At 70.0% G+C, this 24,199-nt stretch carries 21 protein-coding genes; 10 read left to right on the top strand and 11 right to left on the bottom strand.

Annotation, left to right across the window (positions count from 1 at the left end; translation table 11 throughout):
* Window position 1: 1 nt before the first annotated feature.
* From brxD to pglY, 4 genes are read right to left on the bottom strand one after another with little or no spacing between them, the layout of a single operon-like run.
* On the bottom strand, window positions 2–1,360 hold the full coding sequence (gene brxD / locus AC067N_RS00380) for a BREX system ATP-binding protein BrxD (protein WP_478676636.1): 1,359 nt from the start codon (window positions 1,358–1,360) through the stop codon (window positions 2–4).
* Entirely contained in the window at window positions 1,357–1,581 is a 225-nt protein-coding gene (locus AC067N_RS00375) for a hypothetical protein (RefSeq protein ID WP_478677192.1), read from the bottom strand. The genes brxD and AC067N_RS00375 overlap by 4 nt, the downstream gene beginning before the upstream one ends.
* Before the next feature lie 15 nt (window positions 1,582–1,596).
* Entirely contained in the window at window positions 1,597–4,518 is a 2,922-nt protein-coding gene (gene pglZ / locus AC067N_RS00370) for a BREX-2 system phosphatase PglZ (protein ID WP_478676635.1), read from the bottom strand.
* Window positions 4,515–8,402 carry a BREX-2 system ATPase PglY gene (gene pglY / locus AC067N_RS00365; RefSeq protein WP_478676634.1) on the bottom strand — a complete coding sequence of 1,296 codons (3,888 nt, stop codon included), beginning with the start codon at window positions 8,400–8,402 and terminating at the stop codon, window positions 4,515–4,517. The genes pglZ and pglY overlap by 4 nt, the downstream gene beginning before the upstream one ends.
* Window positions 8,403–8,511: 109 nt before the next feature.
* On the opposite strand from pglY, the gene AC067N_RS00360 reads away from it, so the two are divergent.
* From AC067N_RS00360 to AC067N_RS00335, 6 genes are all read left to right on the top strand, one after another.
* Window positions 8,512–8,808, top strand: coding sequence for a hypothetical protein (locus tag AC067N_RS00360; protein ID WP_478676633.1), 297 nt, complete (start codon window positions 8,512–8,514; stop codon window positions 8,806–8,808).
* On the top strand, window positions 8,805–9,203 hold the full coding sequence (locus tag AC067N_RS00355) for a hypothetical protein (RefSeq protein WP_478676632.1): 399 nt from the start codon (window positions 8,805–8,807) through the stop codon (window positions 9,201–9,203). Before AC067N_RS00360 ends, AC067N_RS00355 begins: the two co-directional genes overlap by 4 nt.
* A 464-nt stretch (window positions 9,204–9,667) precedes the next feature.
* Window positions 9,668–10,252, top strand: coding sequence for a hypothetical protein (locus AC067N_RS00350; RefSeq protein WP_478676631.1), 585 nt, complete (start codon window positions 9,668–9,670; stop codon window positions 10,250–10,252).
* The gene (locus AC067N_RS00345; RefSeq protein ID WP_478676630.1) at window positions 10,249–10,929 is read left to right on the top strand and encodes a hypothetical protein; all 681 of its coding nucleotides are present in this window, start codon (window positions 10,249–10,251) and stop codon (window positions 10,927–10,929) included. Before AC067N_RS00350 ends, AC067N_RS00345 begins: the two co-directional genes overlap by 4 nt.
* Window positions 10,929–15,671, top strand: coding sequence for a putative T7SS-secreted protein (locus AC067N_RS00340; protein WP_478676629.1), 4,743 nt, complete (start codon window positions 10,929–10,931; stop codon window positions 15,669–15,671). Before AC067N_RS00345 ends, AC067N_RS00340 begins: the two co-directional genes overlap by 1 nt.
* 15 nt (window positions 15,672–15,686) lie before the next feature.
* Complete coding sequence (locus tag AC067N_RS00335; RefSeq protein WP_478676628.1) at window positions 15,687–16,124, top strand: hypothetical protein; 438 nt, start codon at window positions 15,687–15,689, stop codon at window positions 16,122–16,124.
* A gap of 264 nt (window positions 16,125–16,388) precedes the next feature.
* Here AC067N_RS00335 and AC067N_RS00330 read toward each other — a convergent pair whose 3' ends face one another.
* The gene (locus tag AC067N_RS00330; RefSeq protein WP_478676627.1) at window positions 16,389–16,565 is read right to left on the bottom strand and encodes a hypothetical protein; all 177 of its coding nucleotides are present in this window, start codon (window positions 16,563–16,565) and stop codon (window positions 16,389–16,391) included.
* A gap of 486 nt (window positions 16,566–17,051) precedes the next feature.
* On the opposite strand from AC067N_RS00330, the gene AC067N_RS00325 reads away from it, so the two are divergent.
* Window positions 17,052–17,762 carry a peptidase inhibitor family I36 protein gene (locus AC067N_RS00325; protein WP_478676626.1) on the top strand — a complete coding sequence of 237 codons (711 nt, stop codon included), beginning with the start codon at window positions 17,052–17,054 and terminating at the stop codon, window positions 17,760–17,762.
* Between the two features lie 53 nt (window positions 17,763–17,815).
* Here AC067N_RS00325 and AC067N_RS00320 read toward each other — a convergent pair whose 3' ends face one another.
* The 3 genes from AC067N_RS00320 to AC067N_RS00310 are packed head-to-tail and all read right to left on the bottom strand — an operon-like array spanning window position 17,816 to window position 19,885.
* Window positions 17,816–18,172, bottom strand: coding sequence for a hypothetical protein (locus AC067N_RS00320; RefSeq protein ID WP_478676625.1), 357 nt, complete (start codon window positions 18,170–18,172; stop codon window positions 17,816–17,818).
* Window positions 18,173–18,224: 52 nt separating this feature from the next.
* The gene (locus tag AC067N_RS00315; protein WP_478676624.1) at window positions 18,225–19,313 is read right to left on the bottom strand and encodes a hypothetical protein; all 1,089 of its coding nucleotides are present in this window, start codon (window positions 19,311–19,313) and stop codon (window positions 18,225–18,227) included.
* Window positions 19,310–19,885 carry an RNA polymerase sigma factor gene (locus AC067N_RS00310; protein ID WP_478676623.1) on the bottom strand — a complete coding sequence of 192 codons (576 nt, stop codon included), beginning with the start codon at window positions 19,883–19,885 and terminating at the stop codon, window positions 19,310–19,312. Before AC067N_RS00310 ends, AC067N_RS00315 begins: the two co-directional genes overlap by 4 nt.
* A 290-nt stretch (window positions 19,886–20,175) precedes the next feature.
* Here AC067N_RS00310 and AC067N_RS00305 point away from each other — a divergent pair, with 290 nt between their 5' ends.
* From AC067N_RS00305 to AC067N_RS00295, 3 genes are all read left to right on the top strand, one after another.
* Entirely contained in the window at window positions 20,176–21,528 is a 1,353-nt protein-coding gene (locus AC067N_RS00305; protein ID WP_478676622.1) for an endonuclease domain-containing protein, read from the top strand.
* A 404-nt stretch (window positions 21,529–21,932) separates the two neighbouring features.
* Entirely contained in the window at window positions 21,933–22,205 is a 273-nt protein-coding gene (locus tag AC067N_RS00300) for a type II toxin-antitoxin system Phd/YefM family antitoxin (RefSeq protein ID WP_467338060.1), read from the top strand.
* A complete protein-coding gene (locus tag AC067N_RS00295) occupies window positions 22,202–22,459 on the top strand; it encodes a Txe/YoeB family addiction module toxin (RefSeq protein ID WP_478676621.1) in 258 nt (85 codons plus the stop codon). Before AC067N_RS00300 ends, AC067N_RS00295 begins: the two co-directional genes overlap by 4 nt.
* Window positions 22,460–22,499: 40 nt before the next feature.
* Here AC067N_RS00295 and AC067N_RS00290 read toward each other — a convergent pair whose 3' ends face one another.
* The 3 genes from AC067N_RS00290 to AC067N_RS00280 all read right to left on the bottom strand — a co-directional run bounded on the left by AC067N_RS00290 (window position 22,500) and on the right by AC067N_RS00280 (window position 24,120).
* Window positions 22,500–23,156, bottom strand: a complete 657-nt coding sequence (locus AC067N_RS00290) for a class I SAM-dependent methyltransferase (RefSeq protein WP_478676620.1) — start codon at window positions 23,154–23,156, stop codon at window positions 22,500–22,502.
* A 69-nt stretch (window positions 23,157–23,225) separates the two neighbouring features.
* On the bottom strand, window positions 23,226–23,726 hold the full coding sequence (locus tag AC067N_RS00285) for a hypothetical protein (protein WP_478676619.1): 501 nt from the start codon (window positions 23,724–23,726) through the stop codon (window positions 23,226–23,228).
* Window positions 23,727–23,913: 187 nt separating this feature from the next.
* Window positions 23,914–24,120 (bottom strand): hypothetical protein, encoded by a 207-nt coding sequence (locus AC067N_RS00280; RefSeq protein ID WP_159767023.1) that lies wholly within the window; start codon window positions 24,118–24,120, stop codon window positions 23,914–23,916.
* Window positions 24,121–24,199 lie beyond the last annotated feature (79 nt).

The raw sequence follows: 24,199 nt of genomic DNA, 5'->3' as shown, positions 1-24,199 counted from the left end.
ATCACAGCTCCAGGTCGATGTCGTCGGCCGACGCGGAACCCCCGGAGCCGCCGGAGACCGTGGCGGCCAGGTTTCGCTCCACGTCGGTGAGTTCGCTGCTCGCGACCGTCAGGCGGTAGTGCCGCCGGGGCTCGAAGTCGTCGAACTGGTCCACGCGGTCGAGGACGTCACCGACCAGCTTCTTCAGGAACAGACGGGGAGCCACCCCGACCTTCCCGCCCAGCGCCCCGCCGACGGCCCGCGCGAGGTCCGCGACGTAGGTGTCGTCGACGACCGTACGCACACGCTCGGGCGAGGCGGCGGCCTCCGCGTACAGGTCCCGGATGGTGGCGCCGAGGCCGATGAGGGACTCCTGGTTGAACCCGGGGAGCCTGATCTGCACGGCCCGGGGGTTGTCGAAGCGCGGGTCGGTGGTGAAGTCCGTGGCGAGCCTCTGGGCCAGCGGTGCCAGGCGCTGCACGCCCTGCTGCCCGTCGTAGAAGGCGGGTGTGCCGGTGATGACGAGGTACAGGCCGGGGAAGCGGCCGGAGTGCACCTCGTCGATGAGCTGCCGCAGTGAGTTGAGCGCCTTGTCCCGGGCGTCCGACCGGACCCGCTGGAGAGTCTCCACCTCGTCGAGCACGACGAACAGCCCGGTGTGTCCGGAGTCGCGCAGCACGGTGAGGAGCCCCTGCAGGAATCCGAGGGCACCGAAGTGGTCGAGGTCGCCGCGCACCCCGGCGGACCTGCGGGCGGCGGCCGCCACATGCGGCTGGCCGCCGAGCCACGCCAGTACGGCCGAGGCGGTCGCCTCGTCCCCGTCCGCGAGGGCGGCCCGGTAGCCGCGCAGCGCGGTGGCGAAGGACGGGGCGTGCCGGGACACCTCGGCGAGCCGCGCCACGAGCAGCTTCTCCACCTCGCCGGGCAGTTCCTCCTCGGTCGCGCCGGCCGCGAGGGCGTCTTCCTCCAGGGCGTAGAACCAGGCGTCGACCACGGGCCGCAGGGCGCTGGGGGGGAAGCTGGACGTGGTGAGCCTTTCGGTGAGCCGCCGGTAGACCGTCTCCAGCTTGTGCAGCGGTGTCTCGTTCTCCGAGATCTGGATCTCTGCCACGGCGAAGTTGCGGCGCTTGGCCCGCTCCCCGAGCCAGCGGGTGAAGAACGTCTTGCCGGACCCGTACTCACCCCGCACGGCCTTGAACACCGAACCTCCGGACGCCACGGCGTCCAGCTCGGCGTCCAGGGCCGTCTCGAACCGGTCGAGGCCGGTTGCGAGCAGGTCGAGCCCGCTCTCGGGTACGGCTCCACGGCGCAGGGCGTCAAGGACGGTACGGCGGCGGGCGGCGCTGACCTGGGCGGGGCGCTTGGATCCGGTGGTGCTCACGAGGACCAGTGTTCCATCTCCCCGTGCAGCGTGGGACGCGAGGAAGTCACCCCCGAGCGGTCCACCCGCGTCGCCCGCAGCTCGACGTCCTTGGTGAAGCGCGTCTCCGTGGAGCCGCCGTACATCTCACCGAGCACCCCGCACCAGTACCACTGCTCGCTCCTCTCCTCCGGCCCCTCTGATGCCCGGTTCGTGTGCCTCAGGGCCAGGGTCCGAGGCACCCCCGAGCCATGTCCTCAGCCGCCTCCGAGGGCGAACTGCTCGCGCAGCAGTGCCTCGTGGAGCCGCAGGGTACGGCCGTCCGGCAGGGTCTCCAGTACCTGTACGCCGTCGTAGTTGAGGAGTTGCCGCAGGACGGCGGCGAAACCGTCGCCCCGGGTGACGGGCATGCCGGCGCGCTGGGCGAGCGCGGTCACGGGCAGGGTGCCGCCCGCGTCGAGCAGGGCGGCGAGCGCCTTGTGGACCTGTTCCTGCTGCGGCTTGCGGGCCAGACCCCCGAGCTGTCCCTGGTACGTCTCCGAGTCCAGCAGGGCCGTCACCAGCGCCTCGGTCCGGGAGACGAGGGTCGGGGTGAGAAGGGAGTCGTCTCCCCCGGTGGTCAGCTCCACGTCGAAGAGCGCCTCGTGTGTGCGCGCGAGTTCCGCCTGCTTCTTCTGGGACTTCCCCGTCGGCTTCTTCGGCGCGGAGGGAGCCGCCCCGACGAGCGGCTGAGTGGTGGCCTCACTCGGCAGCGGCGCCTTCCCCACCTCCTCCGGAGCCCACCACAGGGGCCGCTGGTCCCCCAGCTCCCGCCACTCCTTGGGTGGTTCCGCCCCGAACGGCAGGAAGGCGAGCACGGGGATGGTGAACTCGGCGAGCGAGGCCCCGCCGTGGTAGCCGGCCTTGAGGGCGGTGTAGCGGGAGTCGGCGTCCCACAGCGCCACGATGGACGCGCCGGGCTCGGGCCACACCACGCGCGGTCCGGTAAGGGTGATCTCCCGGTCGGCGAGGGGACCGCCGGCGGGCAGGCGGTGCCGGGCGGACGCGGGCTCGACGGCGGCGTCGACCTTCTTTCCGTGCCGGTCGACGACGTGGCCGTGGTCGCTGGTGAGGATGACGGCCATGCCCTGGGCCGCGGCCACCCGCAGCAGGTCCCGCAGGCCGGGCACGTCGTCGACCCGCCAGGCGCCGTCGCCGAGCTTCTGCTCCTTGGCGAGGCGGTCGTCGATGGCGTTGAGGACGACGGCGACATGCGTCCGGCCGTCGGCGAGCGCCTCCGTGAGCACCGGGCCGAAGGTGTCGCCCGCGGTCTCGCCGCGCAGGTCGTCCTTGTGGAAGACGCCGGCCGGGGCGCCGCCCCACAGCTTCAGCGTGGGGAAGAGCCGCTTCTCGTCGGCCTGGGTGCCCTTCATCAGCCTGCCCGCGAACAGTGAGGTGCGGGACACGGCCGTCAGGGTGGGAAGTGCGGCGGCCATCGCCCGACGCTGTGGAGCGCCCTCGGGCAGGGGGTCGAACTCGGCCCAGGAGCGGCGCAGTTCCTCGCCGAGTTCGTTCGCTATGGCCGCACTCATGCCGTCGAGCACGAGCAGCAGCACCCGCCGTTCCTCTCCGCGCCGGACGACCGGTCCGACCACCCGGTCGAGGAAGGTCTCGACGGTGAGCATGCTGCCGGGCTGGGTGCCGGCCTGGGTCCAGGCGGCCAGAGAGCGTGCGAAGAACGTGTCGATCTGCCGCCGCCGGTCCCGGACGCGTGCGGCGAGGGTGTCGTAGGCGGCCTTGAGGACGGGGTCCGGGTCGCCGCCGGCCTCGATGTGCTCCAGAGCGAGGTCGGCCCAGCCGGTCTCGGCGACGTGCCGCTGTATGGCGTCGGCCACCGTGGGGCTCTCGGCAGGCGTGTCGGTCAGCAGCCAGCGGGCGAGGCGCTGGCCCATGCGGGCGCGTTCGATACGGGCGGACTCCTCCGGCTCGGCGGCGAGCCGGTGGTCCGCCAGGCGCCGGACGGCGTCCGCCACCACGGCCCTGTCACCGGCTGCGAGCGCCCGTCCGACGGCCGTGAACCGGGCCTCGAGTCCGCCGCGCAGGACGGGGCTCGCCTCGACGGCCTGTTCCGCCCCGAACTGGCGCGCCAGCGTGGCCGCCCGGTCGAGCACGGTGCCGGACGTCCGGCGTGCCTCGCGGGCCTGGTCCGCCTCGCCGCCACCGGTACGGTGTCCGGCTGTCAGCAGCGTGGTGACGTACTCCTCGGCAGCCCGGCCGAAGACGGTCACCAGGGCGTCGAGTTGTTCGCCGACCGCCGGGGGCTGGTCGCCGAAGTAGCGTTCGGCGCGGCCCCGGGCCTGGTACGTCTCGGGGGCGGGCTCGGCGTGCTGCCACAGTGCCGCGCAGACGAGTCCGAAGGCGGCGGCGTCCGCACCCCGCTCGGCGTCCGCGAGGGCGAGCAGGGCGCGTCCGGCGAGGCCGGCCTGGTCCTCCTCGCCGAGGAAGGCGGCCAGCCCGGCGCGTTCCGGTCCTCGCAGCCCGAGGAGTCGCTCCGGGGCACCGGGGCGGGTCGACCAGTGCAACAGCGTCTGGGCGTCGAGCCGGTCGTCACCGGGGCGTCGTGTGCCGCCCTCGGTGTCGTAGCGGCCGAGGCGCAGGCGGCGCTGGGTGAGCGCGGTGAGGGCGTACTGGCGGGACAGCCAGCCGCCGGGTACGGGTGGCCAGCCGCCGGGCGGTGTGGCGTCGAGCAGGGCTTCGGCGGCCCAGTTGACGTCCTTGAGGCGCGGGTCGATCTGCCGGGCGCCGAACGCCTCCCGGACGACGTCCCAGCTGTCGACGGTGTCGATGCGCAGTTTGTGGACGCGGGCGAGGATGGCCGGGTCGAGTTCGTGCTGCTCGCGGTCGGTGAGGACGACCAGCACGGCGGGGCCGGGCCGACGGCCCGCGAGGTGGTCGAGGACGAGTTCATGGACGGCGAGCGGTGAGGGCGCCACCGCGACACCGGCCGTCCGTCCCTCCGCCCAGGCGGGTTCGGCGGGACCGTCCCACTGGGGCGCGGACCGCAGCAGCACGACCCGGCGCCTGCCCCCGCCGTCTCGTGTCAGGGAGGTGGTGAGGGAGGACTGCGAGGACAGGTACTGGGTGACGGTCGCGGTGTTCAGCCGGACGGCGCCCGGGGCGACGGTGGCGGTGTCCGTCATTCGACGACCTTCCAGGTGATCTCGATGGTCGCGTCGGGATGGCGGGCGACCAGTTCGGACAGCTCCGCCTGAAGGTCGGCGGCGGCCCGGGCCACGGTCGTGCGGCGGCCACCGGACGTGCGCGCGGTGCCGCTGCCGGAGGGGGCCGGTGTGGGGTTCTCCGGCGGGGCGTAGGGGATGCGCGGGTCGCTGGTCGGCGTGTCCAGGGACAGGTCGCCCGCCGTGGGCCGGGGCTGTACGACGGGTGCGGGCGGCTGGGCCGCGGCCTGGGTGCGCTTCACCAGGGCGACGACCTCGCGCTGCGTACGGGCCAGGGCGTCACGCAGGTCCGCGGTGCGCTGGTCGTCTCGGGCGACGTTGCGCAGCGAGTCGAGCAGCGCCGCGCCCTCGGGTCCGAGTCCGGCCGCGAGTTCGAGGGTGCTCCAGGGCGCCGAGGCGACGGCCTCCGCGACGCTGCGGGCCTGCTTGATGGAGGTGCCGTACCGGTCGGCGCTGGTCTCGCCCAGGTCGAAGGAGGCGAGGGCCTCCACGGTCTTCTTCGCCCCGGCCGCGCCCTTGCCGGCCTCGGCCGTGAGGGCGTCCAGGAGTTCCAGGGAGCGGCGGGCGAGCGGGAGCCGCCCGGTGACGGCGGTCTGGTCGAGACCGAGGAAGGCGGCGTGGGCCTCCAGCTGGTGCACCAGGTCGGCCGTGTGGTCCCGGTGGGCGCGGGCGGCCTCGATGATCTGGCGGGCGAACTGGTTGACCATCCGGCCGCGCCGCAGGGCGGGAGCCTTCTGTCCGAAGATCGTCTCGAAGTGCTGCCGGGCCGTGTCCCAGTCCGCCTCGGCGGGCAGCGGCTGGCTCCGCAGCGCGTCATGGTCCTTGATCGCGGACAGCTCGGGCGCGGGGTCGAGGACGGTTCCGACGCGTACCCACACCCGGTCGTCCATCTCGGCGAAGGCGGCGACGACGAGCCGGGCGAGGAAGTCGGGCAGGCCGCGCGGGTCGGGCTTGTCGGTCCAGTCGGTGAGCGTGATCAGGGACAGGTCCCCGGTGACGCCCTGGGAACTGGCGAGCTGCCGGAAGTGGTCGGCCCAGTAGCGGGACAGCTCGAAGTACGCCTCCTTCTGCTGCCCGAGCCGCAGGGGCCCGGCGATCCGCTGCATGAGCCTGCGGTCGGCGGCCGGGACCTCCACCCGCCCGTCGCGCGCCTCGGCGGCGGCCCGGACGTGGGCGAACACCTTCTTGGTGTCGGCGGGCTTCACGGCGGTGCCGGTGGCGTCGGGATCGAGGTCGGGGTGGGCCGGGTACTGGTGGGCGAGCAGCCTGCCCGCGACATGCCGGATGCCGTCGTGCAGGCTCTGCCCGAAGGACAGGGTGAGGCCATCGACGTCGGGCAGGGCCACGAGGTGGTCGTCGAAGTCGGGGACGACGTCGGCGGCCTGCTTCTGGGCGAGGCCGTACGCCTGCTTGAAGGCGCCCTTGACCTGCTTGAGCAGTGCCTCGCGCTGGGTCTCCAGGAGTCCCTTGGCGCGGCTGCGGTTGTCGGCGTTGAGGTGGCCGGCGTACTGGGTGTCGAAGCGGTGCTCGTCGGCGAGGGCCTTGTCGATGACGACGAGGCGCCGGAAGTCGGCGAAGCGCTGCGCCGACAGGTGGGCGGGCAGCCAGGCGACGATGCGGGACCGCTCGCCCTGCTGCCGCTCACGCAGCCGCCGGATGCGGTTGACGTCCTCGACCGGGCCCCACTCGCCCTCGTCGAAGGGGAGGTCTATGGCGATGCGCCAGCGGCCCTCCTCCTGCGGCATCAGGTCGTGGTCGGGCAGCTCGTCCTCGTCGGCGACGTTCCCGAAGACGATCTCGGCCGTGCGGGCGGTGCCGCGCCAGGTGAAGCTGAGCTGGTCGCTCAACTGGCCGTGTTCGACGCCCAGTTCCTCGGACAGCAGGCGGCGGGCGAGCGCGACCCGGTTGCCGGGGTTGTCGTTGACCTGGGCGTTGGCGATGACGGAGTCCACGTCGACGCCGGACAGCTCCAGCCGTACGCCGGGGTTGGCCTCGGTGCCGGTCTCCTTGATCTCGGGGAACCTGGCCGCCCATTCGGCGACCTTGTTCTTGATGATGCCGACCTCGGCGCCCGGGATGGGTGCGAGGACCGACCCGTGGTTGAGCGCGCCGAGCCGCCGGATGGTCAGCTCGGACAGCGCGGGCACACTGGGCGCGAGCGCGGACAGCAGCAGCGTGCACACGAGCCGGTTGTCGCCGACGAACATCCGGCAGCCGCCCAGCCGCTTCGGGTCGGTGATGGACTCGGGCCGGTTGCGGTACTGCTCGACGTCGTCCTCGGTGATGTCGTACGAGCTGAGCAGGTAGGGCCGCAGCTTGGTCTTGTAGAGCTTGTCGGCGGCCTCGAAGACGACCTTCAGGCTGTCGGTGAACGGCTTGTCGCCGCCCTCCGCGATCACCGGGTAGAGGTCGCCGACGGGGACGAGCTGTCCGAGGCGGAGCTCGTCGCGGTGGTCGGCGAGGAGCTGGCCCATCAGCTTCAGACCGGTGCGGGAGCGCTGCAGCGCGGACGAGATGTGGACGAGGGTGTCCATGAACGCCGGCGAGAACGGGTACGTCAGCCGGAACGACTCCGCGTCCGCGCCGGTGGTGCCCTTCTCCGAGCCGAGCAGGGTGTCCCAGACCTGCGGTCCGACCCGCTTGGTCTGCTCGAAGGCCGCGTCGACCTGCTGGGCCGCCTCGTCGTTCTTGGGCTTGAGGAGGCGGGCGTGGGCGATCTGCGGGAGGTTGCGGTCCTCCAGGGTGATCTTGTCGAACCGGCCGGAGGCCAGGTTCAGGGTGTCCTGGATGGATGACTCCGCCGCGCCGGACACCTCCTCGCCGACCAGCTCGCGCAGGTCGCGCTGGCGGGCGATGAACGACACCACGGGGATGGCGCGGCGGGCGTCGCCGCCCTCCACGAAGTTCGTGATCTTGCTGGCCTCGCGGGCGACGAACTTCTGGTCGTGGATGAGGGTGGCGAGCCAGAGGATCAGCTCGTCCATGAACAGGATGAGCCCGTCGTAGCCGAGCGACTTGGCGTGCTCGGCGATGACGGACAGACCGGCGTCCAGGGAGATGAAGCCGTGCTCGTCCTCGGCGGCGTTCCTGGTGAAGCCGGGGAGGAGGGTGGTGCCGGCGTCGTTGACCAGCTTGGCCCGCAGCTCGGCCGGGGTGGAGGGGTTGGTGAGGTTGAGCGCGGTGCCCGCCTCGTGGTTCTCCTCGGCGGCGAGCGCGGTGTCCAGGAGCTGCGGGGTCCAGGCGAAGCCCTCGCCCCACTCGTCCTCGTCATCGTCGTCCGCGCCGGTGCCGAGCCCCCGGATGACGGCCTCGTCGCCCATGTTGGCGCGCATGGCGCGGATGTCCGCGAAGAGGGAGTCGGTCCGGTACACCTGCGGGGTCGGGGCCTCCGGGTGCAGCTTCTTGACGTGGTGCACGTACCCGCCGAGGACGCGCTGTTCCAGGGCCTTCGCGCCGAGCATGTGGTACGGCACGAGCAGGAACCTCTTGCCGTCCGTGCTCAGCCACTCGTGCTTGGTCAGCACCGGGTCGAACTCGGTGCGGGAGCGGGCGGCCGGGTCGCCGCTGAGCAGTGCGTACAGCACGGCCATGAAGTGCGACTTACCGGAACCGAACGAGCCGTGCAGGTAGGCCGCCTTGGAGCGGTGCCCGTCCAGCGCGGACTTGATGAGGGCCAGCGCCTCGTCGAAGTTCTCCAGCAGCCGCTCGGTGACGACGTAGTCCGTGAGCGCGTGCCGGGCGCCCTCGGGTGTCGTCGCCTCGGCGAGGGACAGCACGAAGTCCGAGGTGGAGATGGACTCCTTGATGTCGATGACATCGCGGAGGAGGGGCGGCTGCTGGGCCATTACCGGTCACGCTCTCCATCTGGTGGCCTCCGCCACCGCTTGTTCTCGATCGTGTGGGATGTCTGTCGCTGGCTGGCTGCCCGATCAGGCTCTCGGCATGGTCGACGGTATGGCAACCAAGAAGTACACCGTGACGCTTCCCGAGGAGCTCGCCGAGGCCATCCGGGCCGAGGTCGGTCCCGGCGGGTTCAGCCGCTATGTCACGCAGGCCATAGAGCGACGGCGGGAGCAGGAGCGGCTGCACGAGGGCGTGCAGTGGTGGGAGTCCGAGTACGGGGAGATCACCGAGGCGGAACTGGCCGAGGTCGAGGCCGAGCATCGCGACCTGGAGCGGCTGCACGCCGAGCGGACCCGTGCCCGCGAGGTACGTGAGCAGCCGCACAAGCACAAGCGAGATGCCGCATGACCGGAAACCGGGTCTACGTACTCGGCAGCGAAGGACTTTCGCGGTGGGTGCGCGGGGAGCGTCGCATGGGCGCCCACCTGAGGCACGCCGACGATGCCGGCGTCCCGGTCGTCACCACCTCGATGACGCTCATCGAGGCTTACGACCCCACGCGCTCCCGCCCCAAGTGGCACTGGGCTCTCTCCAAGATCCGTGTCGAGCCGGTGACCGAGGAGATCGCCGAGGAGGCCACCGGCCTCCTCAAGGAAACGGGTCTGCACGGCCACAAGTACGCCATCGACGCGGCCCTCGCCGCCGTCGCCCTGCGGCAGCCCGGCCCGGTCACCGTGTTCACCTCGGACGAGGACGACATGCGCAAGCTGTGCGCCGACCGCGTGGGCGTCGTGAAGCTCTGAGCCGGGCAAGCCCTTCCCCCTTCTCGCTTCGTTTCCCCGCCGCCCCGATCCGAGGCCAGCTACTCGTCCAGATCGTAGGGGAGGATCCGGACGTACGGGTGGCCGGTGAGGGGCGCACCTGCCGATGGCCCTGGTGGTGGCGAGTAGCCGGTGCCGATCTACCGGGCTGCCCGCCTCGGCGAGGGCTGCACCGAGACGTCGCCGAGGCCGGTCGCCAGGTCACCGGTGGCCCCGAACGTGCCGCTCGCTTGCACACATGCGAGCACACCGTCGCCACCAGCGACGACGAAGCCTCCCGCCGCACGGCGTCCGCACCGTCGACGAGCAGACGGTCGGGCATCCCGCCGCCTTTGATCATGACCATGGCGTGCAGGGCGCCGACCGCACCGGCTGCCGGTGACGCATCCCTGCGGCAAAGGCTTCGGCGTTGCAGCTCGTAGTGCGCCGATGCGATGATCGCGCGCATGTCCGATCACGGGGGAGGCGGTGGAGCGGCGGAGGGAACGCGCCGGTCCAGGATCTACGACTACCTGGAGCCGACCGCTCCGGCGGAGCCCGTCGAAGCCACTCCCCCGCCCCCGCCTGAACGGGTTCCGGACGCCGCTCCTGAGCGGCCTGTGACGGACCAGGCCGCCATCGACCACCGCCGTCGTCGGCGCGAAGCCGCCGCCCTGCTCGGTGAGTTCCGGCGTACGGCGGTCCTGGTGCCCCTGTCGGCGGACGGCGACCCGCTCACCGGGGAGTTCGGCGGTATCCGCTGGATCTACGCCTTCTCGGACGAGCCCTCCCTGGCCCGATTCGCCCTCGCAAGGGGCGAAGGGGCGCGGGAGTGGACGTACGACCGTGTCCTGGGCGCCCGGCTGCTGGACGTGGCGATCCCGGCGATGCCGGTGCCGTACGGGGTGGCGCTGGACGTCGGCACCGAGGGTCAGGGCGCACTGTTCCCGCCGGTCATGGGGATCGTGCCGGACGCGGCGGCGCTGGACGCGGACGCAGGCACGAACGACGTGAACGGGATCGCCCCGAACGGGGAGGAGTTGAATCGATGAGCGACGGCGGAGGTGGCGGGGGCGGTGAGGGCAGGGACCTTCAGGTGGAGGGCCTTGCCCTGATCACCGAGGGCATCAACCTGGCCATGTCGGAGCTTCGTGAACTCGGCATGGTCGGCGAGGCCGGCGTGGGCCGCGGTTTCGCCGATCTGGCACTGTCCGGCCTGGAGTTGGGGCACGAGGGACTGACGTCGGCGCTCGACACCTTCTGCGAGCGCTGGGAGTGGGGAGTGCGCGCGCTGATCCTGGAGGGCAGCAGGTTCGCGGACGCCGTGGGTCTGGCGGCGGGGACGTTCTACGAGACCGACCAGTACATCGACGGCGCCTTCAAGATCGCGGCGAACTCCGTCATGGGCAACCCTCACCTCAGCGAGGACCAGGTCACCCGGATGTCCTGGGGCGAGATCGGCGACAACCACATGTTCGCCACCTCCGACTGGAGCGCGGAGTCCTGGGAGGAGGCGCAGAAGAACACCGACCGGGCCTGGAACGACGCCCAGCGCGATGTGATGACGTCGCCCCTCCTCGAGAACGGGCCCCTCGACCCGCAGAAGGCGATGGGCATGACCGACCAGGAGTACGAGGCTTCGCTGGACCGGCAGTACGGCCCCTCCCGTGAGGAACGCGAGCAGGCGGCCCAGGCCGAGGGACAGCAGCAGAGCGGGGGCGGCAGCTGATGGGTGGCTGGATCCCGGACGGTGTGGAGGACAAGCTCAAGGGTGCCGCCAACACCGTCGTCGGCAAGGCCGAAGAGGTCTACGACGACGGCAAGGAGGTCGTCGGCAGGGCCATCGACGAGGGCACCGACTACGCCGGCAAGCGCCTGGACGAGATGGGTCTCCACCAGGCGGCGGACAAGGTGGAGGACTGGGGTGACAGCGCCGCTTCCGCCCTGGGCGCCACCCCCGGCGAACAGCAGCTCGGGGAGACCGAGCAGGCCAACGAACTGATCCACGGCAATGTCGGCCGCATCCAGGAGAGCGCCAAGCACCTCAAGGACTTCCACACGGCCTTCGACAAGGTCGGCGACGGGATGCGCAAGCTGGACTCCTCCCACTGGAAGGGCCAGGCCGCCGACACCTTCCGCGAGAAGTTCGCCATGCATCCCAAGAAGTGGCTGCACGCGGCGGACGCCTGCGACGAGGCCGCGAAGGCGCTCGACTCGTACGCGGACACGGTCAAGTGGGCCCAGGGCCAGGCCCAGGACGCCATCGACGCCTACAAGGCGGGCGTGAAGGCGTCCAAGGCGGCCGTGGAGGCGTACAACGACAAGGTCGACGCCTACAACGCGAAGGTGAAGGCCGGTGAGGATCCCGGCCCCAAGCCGGCCGAGTTCAGCGACCCCGGCAAGGCGGACATCGCCCGCGCCCACGAACTCCTCAAGGAGGCCCGCCGCCAGCGCAACGAGGCCGCCCGCACCGCCACCACCTCGGTCAGGGCAGCCCTGGAGCACGCCCCCGCCGAACTACCCCCCGCCCTCAAACTCGCCGCCAACTTCGCCGACCAGGGTGCGGCATCGGCCCTGGAACTCACCCATGTCGTCGGAGGCGTCGTCAAGGGTGGCGCGGGCATCATCAACTTCGGTCGCAGCATGAACGCCGTCGACCCGTACAACATCGCCCACCCCGCCGAGTACTACCAGAACGTCAACATGACGCTCGCGGGACTCACATCGACGGTCGCCCACCCCGACCGGGCCCTCAAGGACGCCTGGCAGTCCGCCAAGAAGGACCCGTCCGAATTCGGGGGCCGCGTCGTCCTCGACCTCCTCGGAACCAAGGGGGCGGGGGCAGCGCGCGGGGTGGCGACAGGCGGCATCAAAGGCGCGATCAAACACGGCCTTGAGGACGCGGCCGAGGCGGGCAGGAAACCGGACTTGCCGGCGCGAGAGAGGGTCAGCGACGCTCCCGGCCGGGACTCGCGTCAGCCCGACGCGGTGGAGTCGCGGGGCTCCGACCCGATCGACTTCGCCACCGGCCGGATGTACCTCCCCCAAACAGACGTGACGCTGCCCGGCGCCCTGCCCCTGGTGTTCAGACGCCGCGTCGAGTCGGGCTATCACCTGGGCAAGTGGTTCGGCCCGTCCTGGTCGTCCACCGTCGACCAGCGCCTGGAGATCGACTCCGAGGGCGTCATCTTCATCACCGAGGACGGCCTGCTCCTCGCCTACCCCCACCCCGCGCCGGGCGCCCCGACCCTCCCGAGCCACGGCCCCCGCTGGCCCCTGGCCCGCGAGGACGGCGGCTACACGGTCACCGACCCCGCCACGCGCCGTACCTGGCACTTCACCGACCGCCGGGACGATCTCGCCGTCCTAGACCAGATCGACGACCGCAACGGCAACTGGCTCACCTTCGAGTACGACACCGAAGGCACCCCGCTCGGCATCGTCTCCAGCGCCGGATACGACGTACGCGTCACCACGGAGGCCGGCCGGGTCACGGCCCTGCACCTGGCCACGACCGGTCAGGAACTGAAGCGCTACGGCTACACGGACGGCAACCTCACCGAGGTCGTCAACTCCTCCGGCCTCCCCCTCCGCTTCACCTACGACGAGGCCGGCCGCGTCACCTCCTGGACGGACACCAACGGCTGCGCCTACTCGTACGAGTACGACGACCAGGACCGCTGTGTCGCCGAGGGCGGCACGGACGGCCACATGACCCTGCGCGTCTCGTACGACGACACGGACCCCGACACGGGCCTGCGCGTGACGACCACCACGACCGGCGAGGGCCACACCCGCCGCTTCCTCATCAACGAGGCGTGGCAGGTGGTCGCCGACATCGACCCCTTGGGCGCGGTCACCCGCTACGAACGGGACCGCTACAACCGCCTGCTGTCCCTGACGGACCCCCTGGGCCACACGACCACGTTCCGCTACGACGAGGCCGGCAACCCCACGGTCGTCACACGCCCGGACGGCCGCGAGGCGAGAGCCGAGTACAACGACCTCGGCCTGCCGACACGGGTGGTGAACCCGGACGGCACGGTGATCCGCCAGACGTACGACGAACGCGGCGACCGCACCTCGGTGACCGCCCCCACCGGCCTCACCACCCGCTTCACCTACGACGACGCGGGCCGCCTGACCGCCGTCACCGACCCCCTCGGCCACACGACGACCGTCCGCTGCGACCCCGCCGGTCTCCCCTTGGAGATCACCGACCCCCTCGGCGCGGTCACCCGCTACGAACGTGACCCCTTCGGCAGACCCGTCACCATCACGGACCCGACGGGAGCGGTGACCCGGCTGGAGTGGACGGTGGAAGGCCGCCTCGCCCGCCGCACGGCCGCCGACGGCACCACGGAGTCGTGGACGTACGACGGCGAGGGCAACTGCACCACCCACACCGACCCGATGGGCGGCGTCTCCCGCTTCGAGTACACCCACTTCGACCTGCTCACAGCCCGCACGGGCCCGGACGGGGTGCGCCACGAGTTCGCGTACGACCTGGAGCTGCGGCTGACGAAGGTGACCAACCCGCAGGGCCTGACCTGGAGTTACGAGTACGACCCGGCAGGTTCACTGATCGCCGAGACGGACTTCGACGACCGCACGCTCACCTACGCACACGACGCGGCGGGCCGTCTGACGTCCCGCACGAACACCCTCGGCCAGGTGGTGTCGTTCGAGCGCAACGCCCTGGGCCAACTGCTCCGCAAGAACGCGGCGGGCGACGTCACGACGTACGCGTACGACATGACGGACCAACTCGCCCAGGCGACGGGCCCGGACGGTACGACGCTGACGATCCTGCGAGACCGCTTCGGCCGGGTGCGCTCGGAGACGGTCGACGGCCGCGAACTGACGCACACATATGACACTCTGGGCCGCCGAACAGGCCGCACGACGCCGACCGGCGTGACGACGACCTGGACGTACGACGCGGCGGGCCGCCGCACGGGGATGACAGCCGCGGGCCACACCATCGACTTCACCTACGACGAGGCCGGCCGCGAACTGACCCGCCGGATCGGCGAGACGGTCACCCTGGCGCACACATTCGACCCCGTGGGCCGCCTGACCACCCAGTCGGTGACGGCCCCATCCGGCCGCCCGATCCAACACCGCGCGTATACCTACCGGGCCGACGGCAACCTCACCGGCATCGACGACCGACTCTCCGGCACCCGCCGCTTCGACCTCGACGCGGCAGGCCGCGTGACAGCGGTCCACGCCGCGAACTGGACGGAGACATACGCCTACGACGAGGCGGGCAACCAGACCTCGGCGTCCTGGCCGTCGGACCACCCCGGTCAGGAGGCCACCGGCCTCCGCGCCTACACGGGCACCCGCATCACCCGCGCGGGAGGCGTCCGCTACGAACACGACGCGTTGGGCCGCATCACCCTGCGCCAGAAGACCCGCCTGTCCCGCAGACCGGACACCTGGCGGTACGAGTGGGATGCCGAGGACCGCCTGACGTCCGTGACGACCCCGGACGGCACGCGCTGGCGGTACACGTATGACCCGCTGGGCCGCCGTACGGCCAAACTCCGCCTGGCGGACGACGGCGAAACGGTGGTCGAGCACGTCGTCTTCACCTGGGACGGCACCACCCTCTGCGAACAGACCACCACGTCTCCGACCTTGCCCAACCCCGTCACCCTCACCTGGGACCACCAGGGCCTGCGCCCCCTCACCCAGACCGAACGAATAACGGCGGCAGACGCTCCCCAGGAGGAGATCGACTCCCGCTTCTTCGCCATCGTCACCGACCTGGTGGGCACGCCAAACGAACTCGTCGACGAGGAAGGCGAGATCGCGTGGCGGACCCGTAGCACGCTGTGGGGCACAACAGCCTGGGCGGCCGACAGCACCGCCTACACCCCTCTCCGCTTCCCCGGTCAGTACTTCGACCCCGAAACGGGCCTTCACTACAACTACTTCCGGCACTACGACCCCGAGACGGCCCGCTACCTGACCCCGGACCCTCTCGCCCTCACCGCCGCACCCAACCCGGCCACATACGTCCACAACCCACACAGTTGGATCGACCCGCTGGGCCTGGCACCTGAGTATCACGAATTCCACACGGTTCAGGACCGGGCCAATGCCGAGCGTCTCCGTGGGGATGGCAACCCGTGGCCGACCGAAGACATCCGCGGCCAGTATGGGGAAGGCGTTTATTCGTGGGGCTCCTTGGAAGAGGCGGTCCGATACGCAGAACGGATCCGGAGCCGAGGCGGCGAGGTCGATATTCTCAACTTCCGGGTTTCCGCAGAGGATTTCTCCGGCATGAAGAAGGCAGATATCGTCTCCATGACACCAGAGCAGGCCGAAGCATTTGTCGACGCGCACAGTCGACTATACGGAGACGGCCTTCCGCACGACTACGATTACATCCGAGGCCACACCGGGATGGGCGACGAGCACTACTTCGCTCGCCATGTGTTCCCGAAACTGAAGTTCTGACACGGAAGAGGGGACATGACCAGAACGGTCAAGTATCGCCTGCGGAGCCCCATCGGCGGACTGACTGCCAACCTCACAGCACATGCACGACCTTCCACCGACTCAGACCCCCCGGACGTGCAGATCCACGGCAACGTACGCCTGGCTCTGCCACCCGGTGGACTGCACTGGAAAGATCTCGCATGGCTGTCCTTCGGCGTCGCTCTCAACGCACCGGAATTGACCAAGAGATTTCCTCACGGAATCACCATCCAAGTCATCTCGATCGAAGCGCCGTTGAGCGACTACCGCTCCGAAGTTGCAGCATTGGCAATGAACCTCTGGCTGCGCGAAGAGTTCGAAATTCCCTTCAACGACGTCGGCGCTGAATTCAACACATCGTCCGGAGATTACCAATTCAGGTGGGGCCATGAGGGAGACCCCTTCTCCGACTCTTTGATTGAGCCGCGATAAATGACGCATTCGCCACAGGAACCTCACCTACCTTCTGAGAGATAGCCAAGGGGGCCACTCAAGGAACTGGAGGATATGAGCCGCTAGGCGCCGACCGAAGTGGTCGACTGTCCAGGCCCGCACGCCCCCTCCAAAACCCCCACCACATTCGAAGACCCGCCCACCGCCCAAGACGGAGGGTATTCAGCGCCTCTCTGTCGTGTCGGCGGGCGGCAATGCCGTGGTGTGCGGGCGGGTCGAGTCCCTTCAACGAGGGCCCCGAGTTCACCGCGCGCCGGTACGGGCCGCGAACTCTCGCAGTCCGGGCAGGCTAGTGGTGGAATACAGCAGGTCGGCGGTGAGTGCCTGCACGGAGGGTCGGCGAGCCTCCTCGGGCGCGGCCCGGTCGACCGCGCGCAGTGCCGCGTAGGTGTGGCGGTGGTCGCCGGTCTGTGCCCACATGCGCGCGACGTCCGTCCAGTACCGGGCCTGCCGCTCGGCTGTGTGGGGAACAGGCCAGGTGAGATGCTGCGGGCGTACGGCACGCCTTCGTCCGGTGTGCCCAGGGCGTTGTGGATGCCGACGCGGTAGAGGGCCACCTGCTCCGGGGTGGCGTCCACCGTGTACAGCTCGGCGCGGGGGTCGGCGCCGAGTCGGGCGACGGTCTCCTCGGCCGCCCCGGCCAGGTCCAGTGCCGTGCCCCGGTCGCCTGCCTGCGCGGCCGAGTACGCACCGGTCAGGAGCAGGGATGCGCGTACCGCATGTGCCTGCACCGAGTTCTTCGCGTCGAGCTCCCCCGGGGATGCGAGCCGTAAGGCCACCCCGGACGACGCGGAAACGCCACCCGTCATCGGCGCGGATGGTTCCGCATGTGAATAACGCCTGCGACATGACCCCGTCAAACTGCGAGGATCTTGCCGGGACTCGACAAACAAGGGGGAAGGCCGAATGTCGTCCAGCAGAACCAAGCGTTCCATCGCGGTCGTGGTGGCAACCGTCGCCATGGGAACCATGGCGGGTATCGCTCCCGTCGGTGCCGCGGAGCTCGATCCGCTGCAGCAGCAGATCAACGAGGTGTTGGCGAATACCGAGGGCGGCGTTCAGATCAGCAGCTACGAAATCGCCTGGAACGGCGGGGAAGCGATCATGGCCTTCCCCCTTCCCGGTGAGGAGCAGGCCCCGGTGAGCAGCCCCGTGGCGCAGAAGCTGCAGGCCCAGTACGTAGGCCTCCCTGTCGATACGCGGGAGCCGGCGGTGTCGGACGCCCCGGTCGTGGCGTCCGCCGACGACGACCCGCCTGCGGACGAGGAGGTGAGCGCGGCCGAGAGAGAGCCCTATGCCTCGGGCACCGCCTCGGACAAATGCCCGACCGAGGTGTTCGGAAACGACTGGTACTGCTTCTACCAGTACAAGTCTTTCAAAGGGCGCAGGCTCCAGTGGAACGCGACGCACAAGGACTTGGTCTACTTCTCGAAGTTCGACTTCGAGAACAGAACATCGTCGTGGTCCAACAAGGGCGCGAAGACCATCAAGGTCTACGGGCGTCGGTACGCCGGCCAGGACACCACCTGCTACTCCTCGCTGTGGAGCGAGAATCCCCATGAGCGCTCCGCGTCGGCCAACTGGGACAACGCGGCCGACTGCTTCCTGACCAACTGACGCATACGGCGATCGCCGGGTGCGGAAAAGGCTTCGGCCCGGACCGCTCCCGGCTATTGCTTCGTCAGGAGGTCAAGCAGAGTTCCAGAGGCCCGGTCCAGGAATGCGGACCGGCCGCCGTACGACTTCTGTGCCAACGTGTACAACAGTTTGAGGTCATCGTTGATCTGCTTGTCCAGGAGTGCTGGTCCTGAATCCCCGGTGCTCTGCCGTGTGCTGATGTCCTCGCTCTGGCTCCCGCTCGAGATGCGAAGGGTGTAGGCCTCGGCGTCGGCGTCCTCCTGCCGGATCGAGAAGGTGAAGTCACCGACCACCGTCCGGTAGCCGCCCTGCTCATGCGACTGCCAGTCAAGCCCTGCCGATTCGGCGGCTTGTGCCAATTGCCCAACGATCGCGTCGCCCTTGTCCATTGCAGCCTCTCTGTTGGTATCGCTGTGTTCTCTGCCGGGCTGGGCCCCTGATCTACCTTTCCCGGCGTGCCGTCGTCGGAACGTCCCTCCTTTCGATCAGCTCCGTCACGGCGAGGGTGGCCGGTACACGGACGTTGAGGCTGAGGGGATCGTCGAGTATGGCTTCCTCCGTGCCCAGCGCATGACCTGTGTCGGGGTCGAAGAATACGGAGTTGCGGCTGGTGCTCCCCTGGGTGTGCTTCTCCTGCGTCACCACGACGACGTCCTTGCCCTGCCAGGTCCGCGAGGTCGACACCTTGATGCGAGGCGTGTCGGCCAGGACCTCCAGCGCCGCAGCCCGCAGCCGCGGTGACACGCTTCCGGAGAGAGCTTCGTAGGTCAGCAGATCCGCGATGCCGTAGACGATCAAGCCTCCTTCGAGGTTCACCTTGTCGAGCTGCCGGGCCAGCCTGTGCGGCTCGTGTGCGAACGGCCTCAGCTCCCGCCACGGGGACTGCCAGAAGAAGCCGCCCGGCCGGTGTGTCTCGTCCTCCATCTTCCTGCCTGCCACGAGCCCGTGCTCACGAGCCTGATCCTCCTGTTCCGGCCTGGGGAAGATCGGCGTTCCCGTGGTCCGCAGCTCCCTCCCTCCACCGTCACGGTCCACCCAGGACTCCGTGACCGTCGGAACCGCCGCGTTGACCGCCCCGCCGGGCACATCGACCGCGGTGTGCAGCCACCAGCCCCACTGTTTCGAGTACTGGAACGCCTTCACCGGAGCCTCTTCCGGGAGCCGCGCCACGCGTTCGGCGAAACTCCGCAGGTAACCGCCCGGATCTGCCTTCAGCGGCGTCAGCGTCAGAACCGGCGGTGTCACCACGGCAACCGGGGCCGTGTTCTGCCACCATCCGAGCCGGTCGCGCCCCACGACCACCGCGACACCGGCAGCCGCCACGGTCGCCAGGCCGAGCACGCGCCTGCGTCCGAACAGCGGGGCCTGCCGAGGCGACGGATCAGCCGACGACTGAGCCGATGACGCTGCTCGAAGTGTCTTGAGTTCATGTTCCGCGCGCGCCGACAGCCCGTCCGTCTCCTCCAGGACGAGGGCCGGGTCCAGTTCGCGCGGCAGGAGCCTTCTCACAGCGGCTATGTCTCGCTTCACCGGATCATCTCCCTGACGACCATGCTCTGCTTACGGACCGGAACCGCCACCTCGTTCGACGACAGTGCACGCTCCACCTTCTTTCGGGCCCTGTGGAGCTGCACCGCGAACGCCGCTCTGCCACGGCCCATGACGCGGGCCGCATCCGCCGCGTCAAGCCCGTCCCACGACACAAGCAGCAACGCTTCGCGATCGCTGTCGGAGAGGGACTTCAAGGCGGCAAGGGCATCCACACGGGCCAGGACAGCTTCCTCGGCGGAGGTGTGCCGGGCGTGCGCGGAACGGTCGGCGGCCTCTTCGACCCGCAGAATCAGCTGCTCCGCGCGCGCGTCGGCCCGCCTATGGTTCGCGGCCACTTTTCGGGCTATCCCGTACAGCCATGGAAGAGCCTCACCGCGCCGGTCGCTCCAGCGGCGCCAGGCGATGGTGAAGACCTCCGCCGCCGCGTCCTCGGCGGCCTCCGGACGCATCCGGCGCATCAGGAATCGCTGCACGGGTCTGTACGACTCGCGATAGACCTTCTCGAAAGCGTCCCACCCGTCCAAATCCCCACCCGGCTCACGCTCACTCACCTGGCAACGTCCCTACAACCTGTCTGTGTCCGCCGTCGCCCGCGCATTACATGGTGGGGCACCGATTTCTTTCACGGACCGGAGTTCTGAGAGGGCAATTCGCCTAGATCAAATGCCCTCTCACCGTCTGGCCGTCCGCGTCGTAGAGGCGGATCGTGACGGTCTGCCGCCCACCGCCGTCGGTCGTGGTCAGCAGGGACGCCCGCCGCGCCGCCTCCGCCGAACTCGGCCGCATCCTCGCCGACGCGGAGACCAACGCCCCGTGAGGGAGGGGCCGTTAGCCTGTCGGTATGTCAGAGCGCGCCATGCCCGGTCGGACGGACGGCCTGATCACCCTGGGCGCCGCGGACGCCCTGTGGGTCGATCTGACGGCCGACAGCGCTGTGCCGACGGCTTCCGGGGCATTCACCCGCTCCCCTGCCCAGGCCCGCGTGGGGTACGTCCTGCTCGGCGGCCGTGCGGTGGGGACGGTGAGGGCGAGCGGCGGCCAGTGGAGGGTTCTGGAGGTCGAGGTGCGCCGGGCGGCCGCGGAACTGAACGCGACGGGGATGGATCGGCGGGACCTGGTCCGCGTCGGCCCGTTCCGAGGCGCGCCAGGGCAGGAGCGCACCGAGGAAACGTCGCTGCGTTGGCGTCGGCGCATCACGGCCGAGTTGCAGCGGGAGTCGGGCGGCCCTGCCCGGGCCGCACGCCATGAAGTCGGCCGGCCGTACCATCTGGCGGGGATCGACTGGCGGCAGATGCTCGTGGAGCGGATCCACGACGGGACGCGGCGGACGTGGTGGCTGCCGCGCGCCGTGGTCAGACTGCTCGACGCGGCCGAACACGCCGAAACGCGGTGGGCGCAAGCCACGCGGTCCCGCCGGACAAGCGCGGCCGCGACCGAGCCGCCCTCCCGCCCCGGGCGGGCCCCAGCCGCCGACGGTCGGCAGACGACGAGCCCCGAGGGCCCCACCGCCTCACCGCGCCCGCGCCCGTACGGCAGAGAGCTGGAAGGCCAGCTGTACTCGGTGCTCAGCAGAAAGCCCGGTACCTCCCGCAGGGTGGCCGAGTGGGCATGCGCCGTCTGCCGCACCGCGTCCGCCGCCGTCCTCGACCACTGCCACGAACACGGCTACGTCCGCGCCCCCGTCTGCCAGTCCTGCAACACACTGGAACGCCCCGACCACCTGTACAGCAACGACATCCGCGTGGCGAACCGCTACACACGCCTCTTCGACACCGACACCGACGACTGGCTCCGCCACTGGCACCGCTGCCCCGGCTGCCGAGTACGCACCACGCTGCCCCTGCCGCACCTCGCCGCATGGACCGCCCACATAGCCTGCCGATCACTGCGCCCGACCCACCACGCCTCTCGCGGGCGCAAGCCCTGCGGTGTCCTGCGTGTCTCCTGGACGGGCAGTCCCCAAGCGCCCCGCTCCTGCCTGCTCACGGTCGCCGTCGACTGCTGCCCCTCCGGCGAGCACCGTGTCCTGGCCCGGGTCCCCTACCGCGAAGCGGTCGAGCGGTTTCGCATCTGGTTGGCCGAGACGGCTCCTGCCGTGGCAGCCGCGGCCGTCCCCGACCGCCTGGACGGCCTCCCCGCCAGGTCCCGGCCAGTCATCGTGGACACCGACGCCGAGGGCACAGCACTGTTCTGAGCGGGCACGGGGAGACCTGCCCCCCGACACCACTTCGCAGGCACCGACCCCCGACACGGCCACCCAGCACACCCGGGCGCAGGCTTCGGCGCGGGTGGCTCCGCCCGTTCGAGCCACCAGCCACGCCCACCGCGCTCGCAGCGCACCACAGCGCCCCGCTCATTCACCTCAACCCGCGCGGTGCCCGTCTCGCCCGCCGACTCGTCTCGCACCGCCTGGACGACTGGGGCCACCCCTACACCACCCACGCCAACGCAACGCTCACCCTCACGGGACGTCGAAGACTTCGCCCGCCGCATCGCCGAAGCTGTCGGTGTCCACCTACAAGAGGGAAGCTCCCCGTACCGGAAAGTCGTACCATGGCGGTACCGTCTTCCAGTACAACCAAGAGAGGGGTGCCGCAGATGACGATAAGCGCCAGCGAGGCCCGCAAGGACCTCTTCCCACTCATCAAGCGCGTCAACGACGACCACACCCCCGTGCGCATCAGCTCGAAGAGCGGCGACGCGGTGCTGATGTCCGCCGACGACTACGACTCCTGGCAGGAGACCGTCTACCTGCTGCGCTCCCCCGCCAACGCGCGCAGCCTCATGGAAGCCGTCGCACGGGACAGGGCCGGCGAGGCCGTGGTCACCAGGACCATGGCAGAGCTGGACGAACTGGCGGGTGACGGGTGAGGAGCGTCCACTGCGACCCGGCCGGATGGGAGGACTTCCTGTTCTGGCTCGGCTCGGACCGTGCCATGGCCCGCAGGATCACCCGGCTGATCGCCGAGATCCAGCGCACGCCCTTCACCGGCATCGGCAAGCCGGAGCCCCTGAAGGGCGACCTGTCCGGCTACTGGTCACGGCGGATCGACGACGAGCACCGGCTCGTCTACCGGGTGGACGAGAAGGAGGTCAAGATCCTCAAGGCCCGCTACCACTACTGAGGCCGGCTCGCCCCCGCGCCGAATACCCCACCGGGGTCCGTCACGGAGCGACCGCTCGCACGAGGAGCGTCCCGATGTGCCCGGGATGAGGCGCGTCAAGGACCCGCGCGTCGGCCGTGGCGAACCCGGCCCGCGTGAGCAGGCGCTCCCAGACAGCCGGGCGGTAGCTGTAGCGGTAGGTGAACATCGCTTTTCCGGCGAAGCCTCCCTTGTACATGCCCTGTGGCCCGTACGCACCCGGAATGGCCGGCGGCTGCGAGAACGCGAAGACGCCGCCGGGCCGGAGCCTTCGGCGGACCAGGGGGAAGAGACGGCCCGGATCGGTGAACCAGGCGGCTCCGAAGATCGAGTAGACGGCGTCGTACGCGTCCTCGTGATCACTCAGGTACTCCAGCACCTCGGAGCACACGAACTCCGCACCGGTACCCGCCCACTTCGCGGTGGTCTTCTCGACCATGACGGGAGACAGGTCCACTCCGCGAGCGGCGATACCGTGCTCAGCGAGGTGGGCCAGGGCGCGGCCCGTGCCACAGCCGATCTCCAGAACGGAACGCGGGTCGCCCAGCAGCTCCGGGCCGGGGCCGTGACCGGCGTACTGGGTCCAGCAGAAGCCCGGCTCCGCGTCGTCCTTGAAGGCGGAAGCGGCGAAGGTGTCCCACAGCTCCGTCTCGGCGGCAATGTCGTGTTGTGCGGGCAAGACGATTCCTCTTCGCAGGGCGGCCCCTGTCCTGCGGGGGACCGAGGGCAGGGGCCAGGGTAGGGCCGTTCAGTGACTGTCGGGGACCTTGTTGTCGCACGGCGAGCAGTCCGTGCCGTCGATCGCCCACAGCTCCTCGTCGATGTCGAAGCCGATGGACTTCAGGAAGTCCGCTGTGCGCAGGCACAGACCGTCACGACGGCGCTCGATGAACGGGGCGTGGTGCTTGTAGCGGCCCGCGTTGTACGCCTCGCAAAGTGCCCACCACACGGGCGTGTCGAGGATGAGCTGGTGGACGCCGATGTCGACGAGCTTGCCGACACCCAGGTGGACCTCGGGGTGCTCCATGCAGCCGATGGTGTACATGACGGCGTTGCCGAGGATCCGTTCGGCCATGTCGCGGACCATAGTGTGGTCGCGCAGCAGCAGGGCGATCTCGCGGTCCCACAGGGTCATGCCGCTGTCCAGCACGTTGATCGTCAGGTGCTTGATGCGGGGCTGGACGGCGTCGAGGAGTTCCTTGGGATCCCGTGTGCGGGTGCTGGTTGGTCGGTCGATGGTCGCGGTCATGGACTACTCCTTCGGAGAAAGGTCGTGCCGGACTGATGCGGGCCCGTTCCGCATGTCGGCCCCTCGTGGGCTGGAAGCGCGGCACGGGCGTCTTGCACATCCCGCTCCAGCGAGGGCTGAGTGGAGAGCCGCCACGGCATCCGGGTTGGTGGCAGGCCGCCATCCCCGCCAGGTCTTCCCGGGCTGCTCATTTCTCGCTGCCTTGCCGGAGCGCATCTGCGAGTCGCATGGCCACGTCGGCGCGTACGCGGCCCAGTTCCACGAGCCCGAGAGCGGGCGAGCCGGCATCGACTGCGAGCGAGGGCAGCACGATGCCTGCCTGAGAAAGTGCCGCCTTCAGGGCCTCTGCGGCCGCGAGAGGGTCGGTGTCCTGAGCCTGTTGCGCTGTGACCATGAACGAGACGTTAGGGAAGGACAGGGCCCGGGAGACAGAGAAGTTCCCCGATGTTGCTTGACTTCGCGGGGGAGTTCCT

This window comes from Streptomyces sp. NPDC042364 (assembly GCF_056437585.1).
Note: the sequence above shows the minus strand (reverse complement) of the source record. Positions and strands in the feature narration are given on the sequence as shown.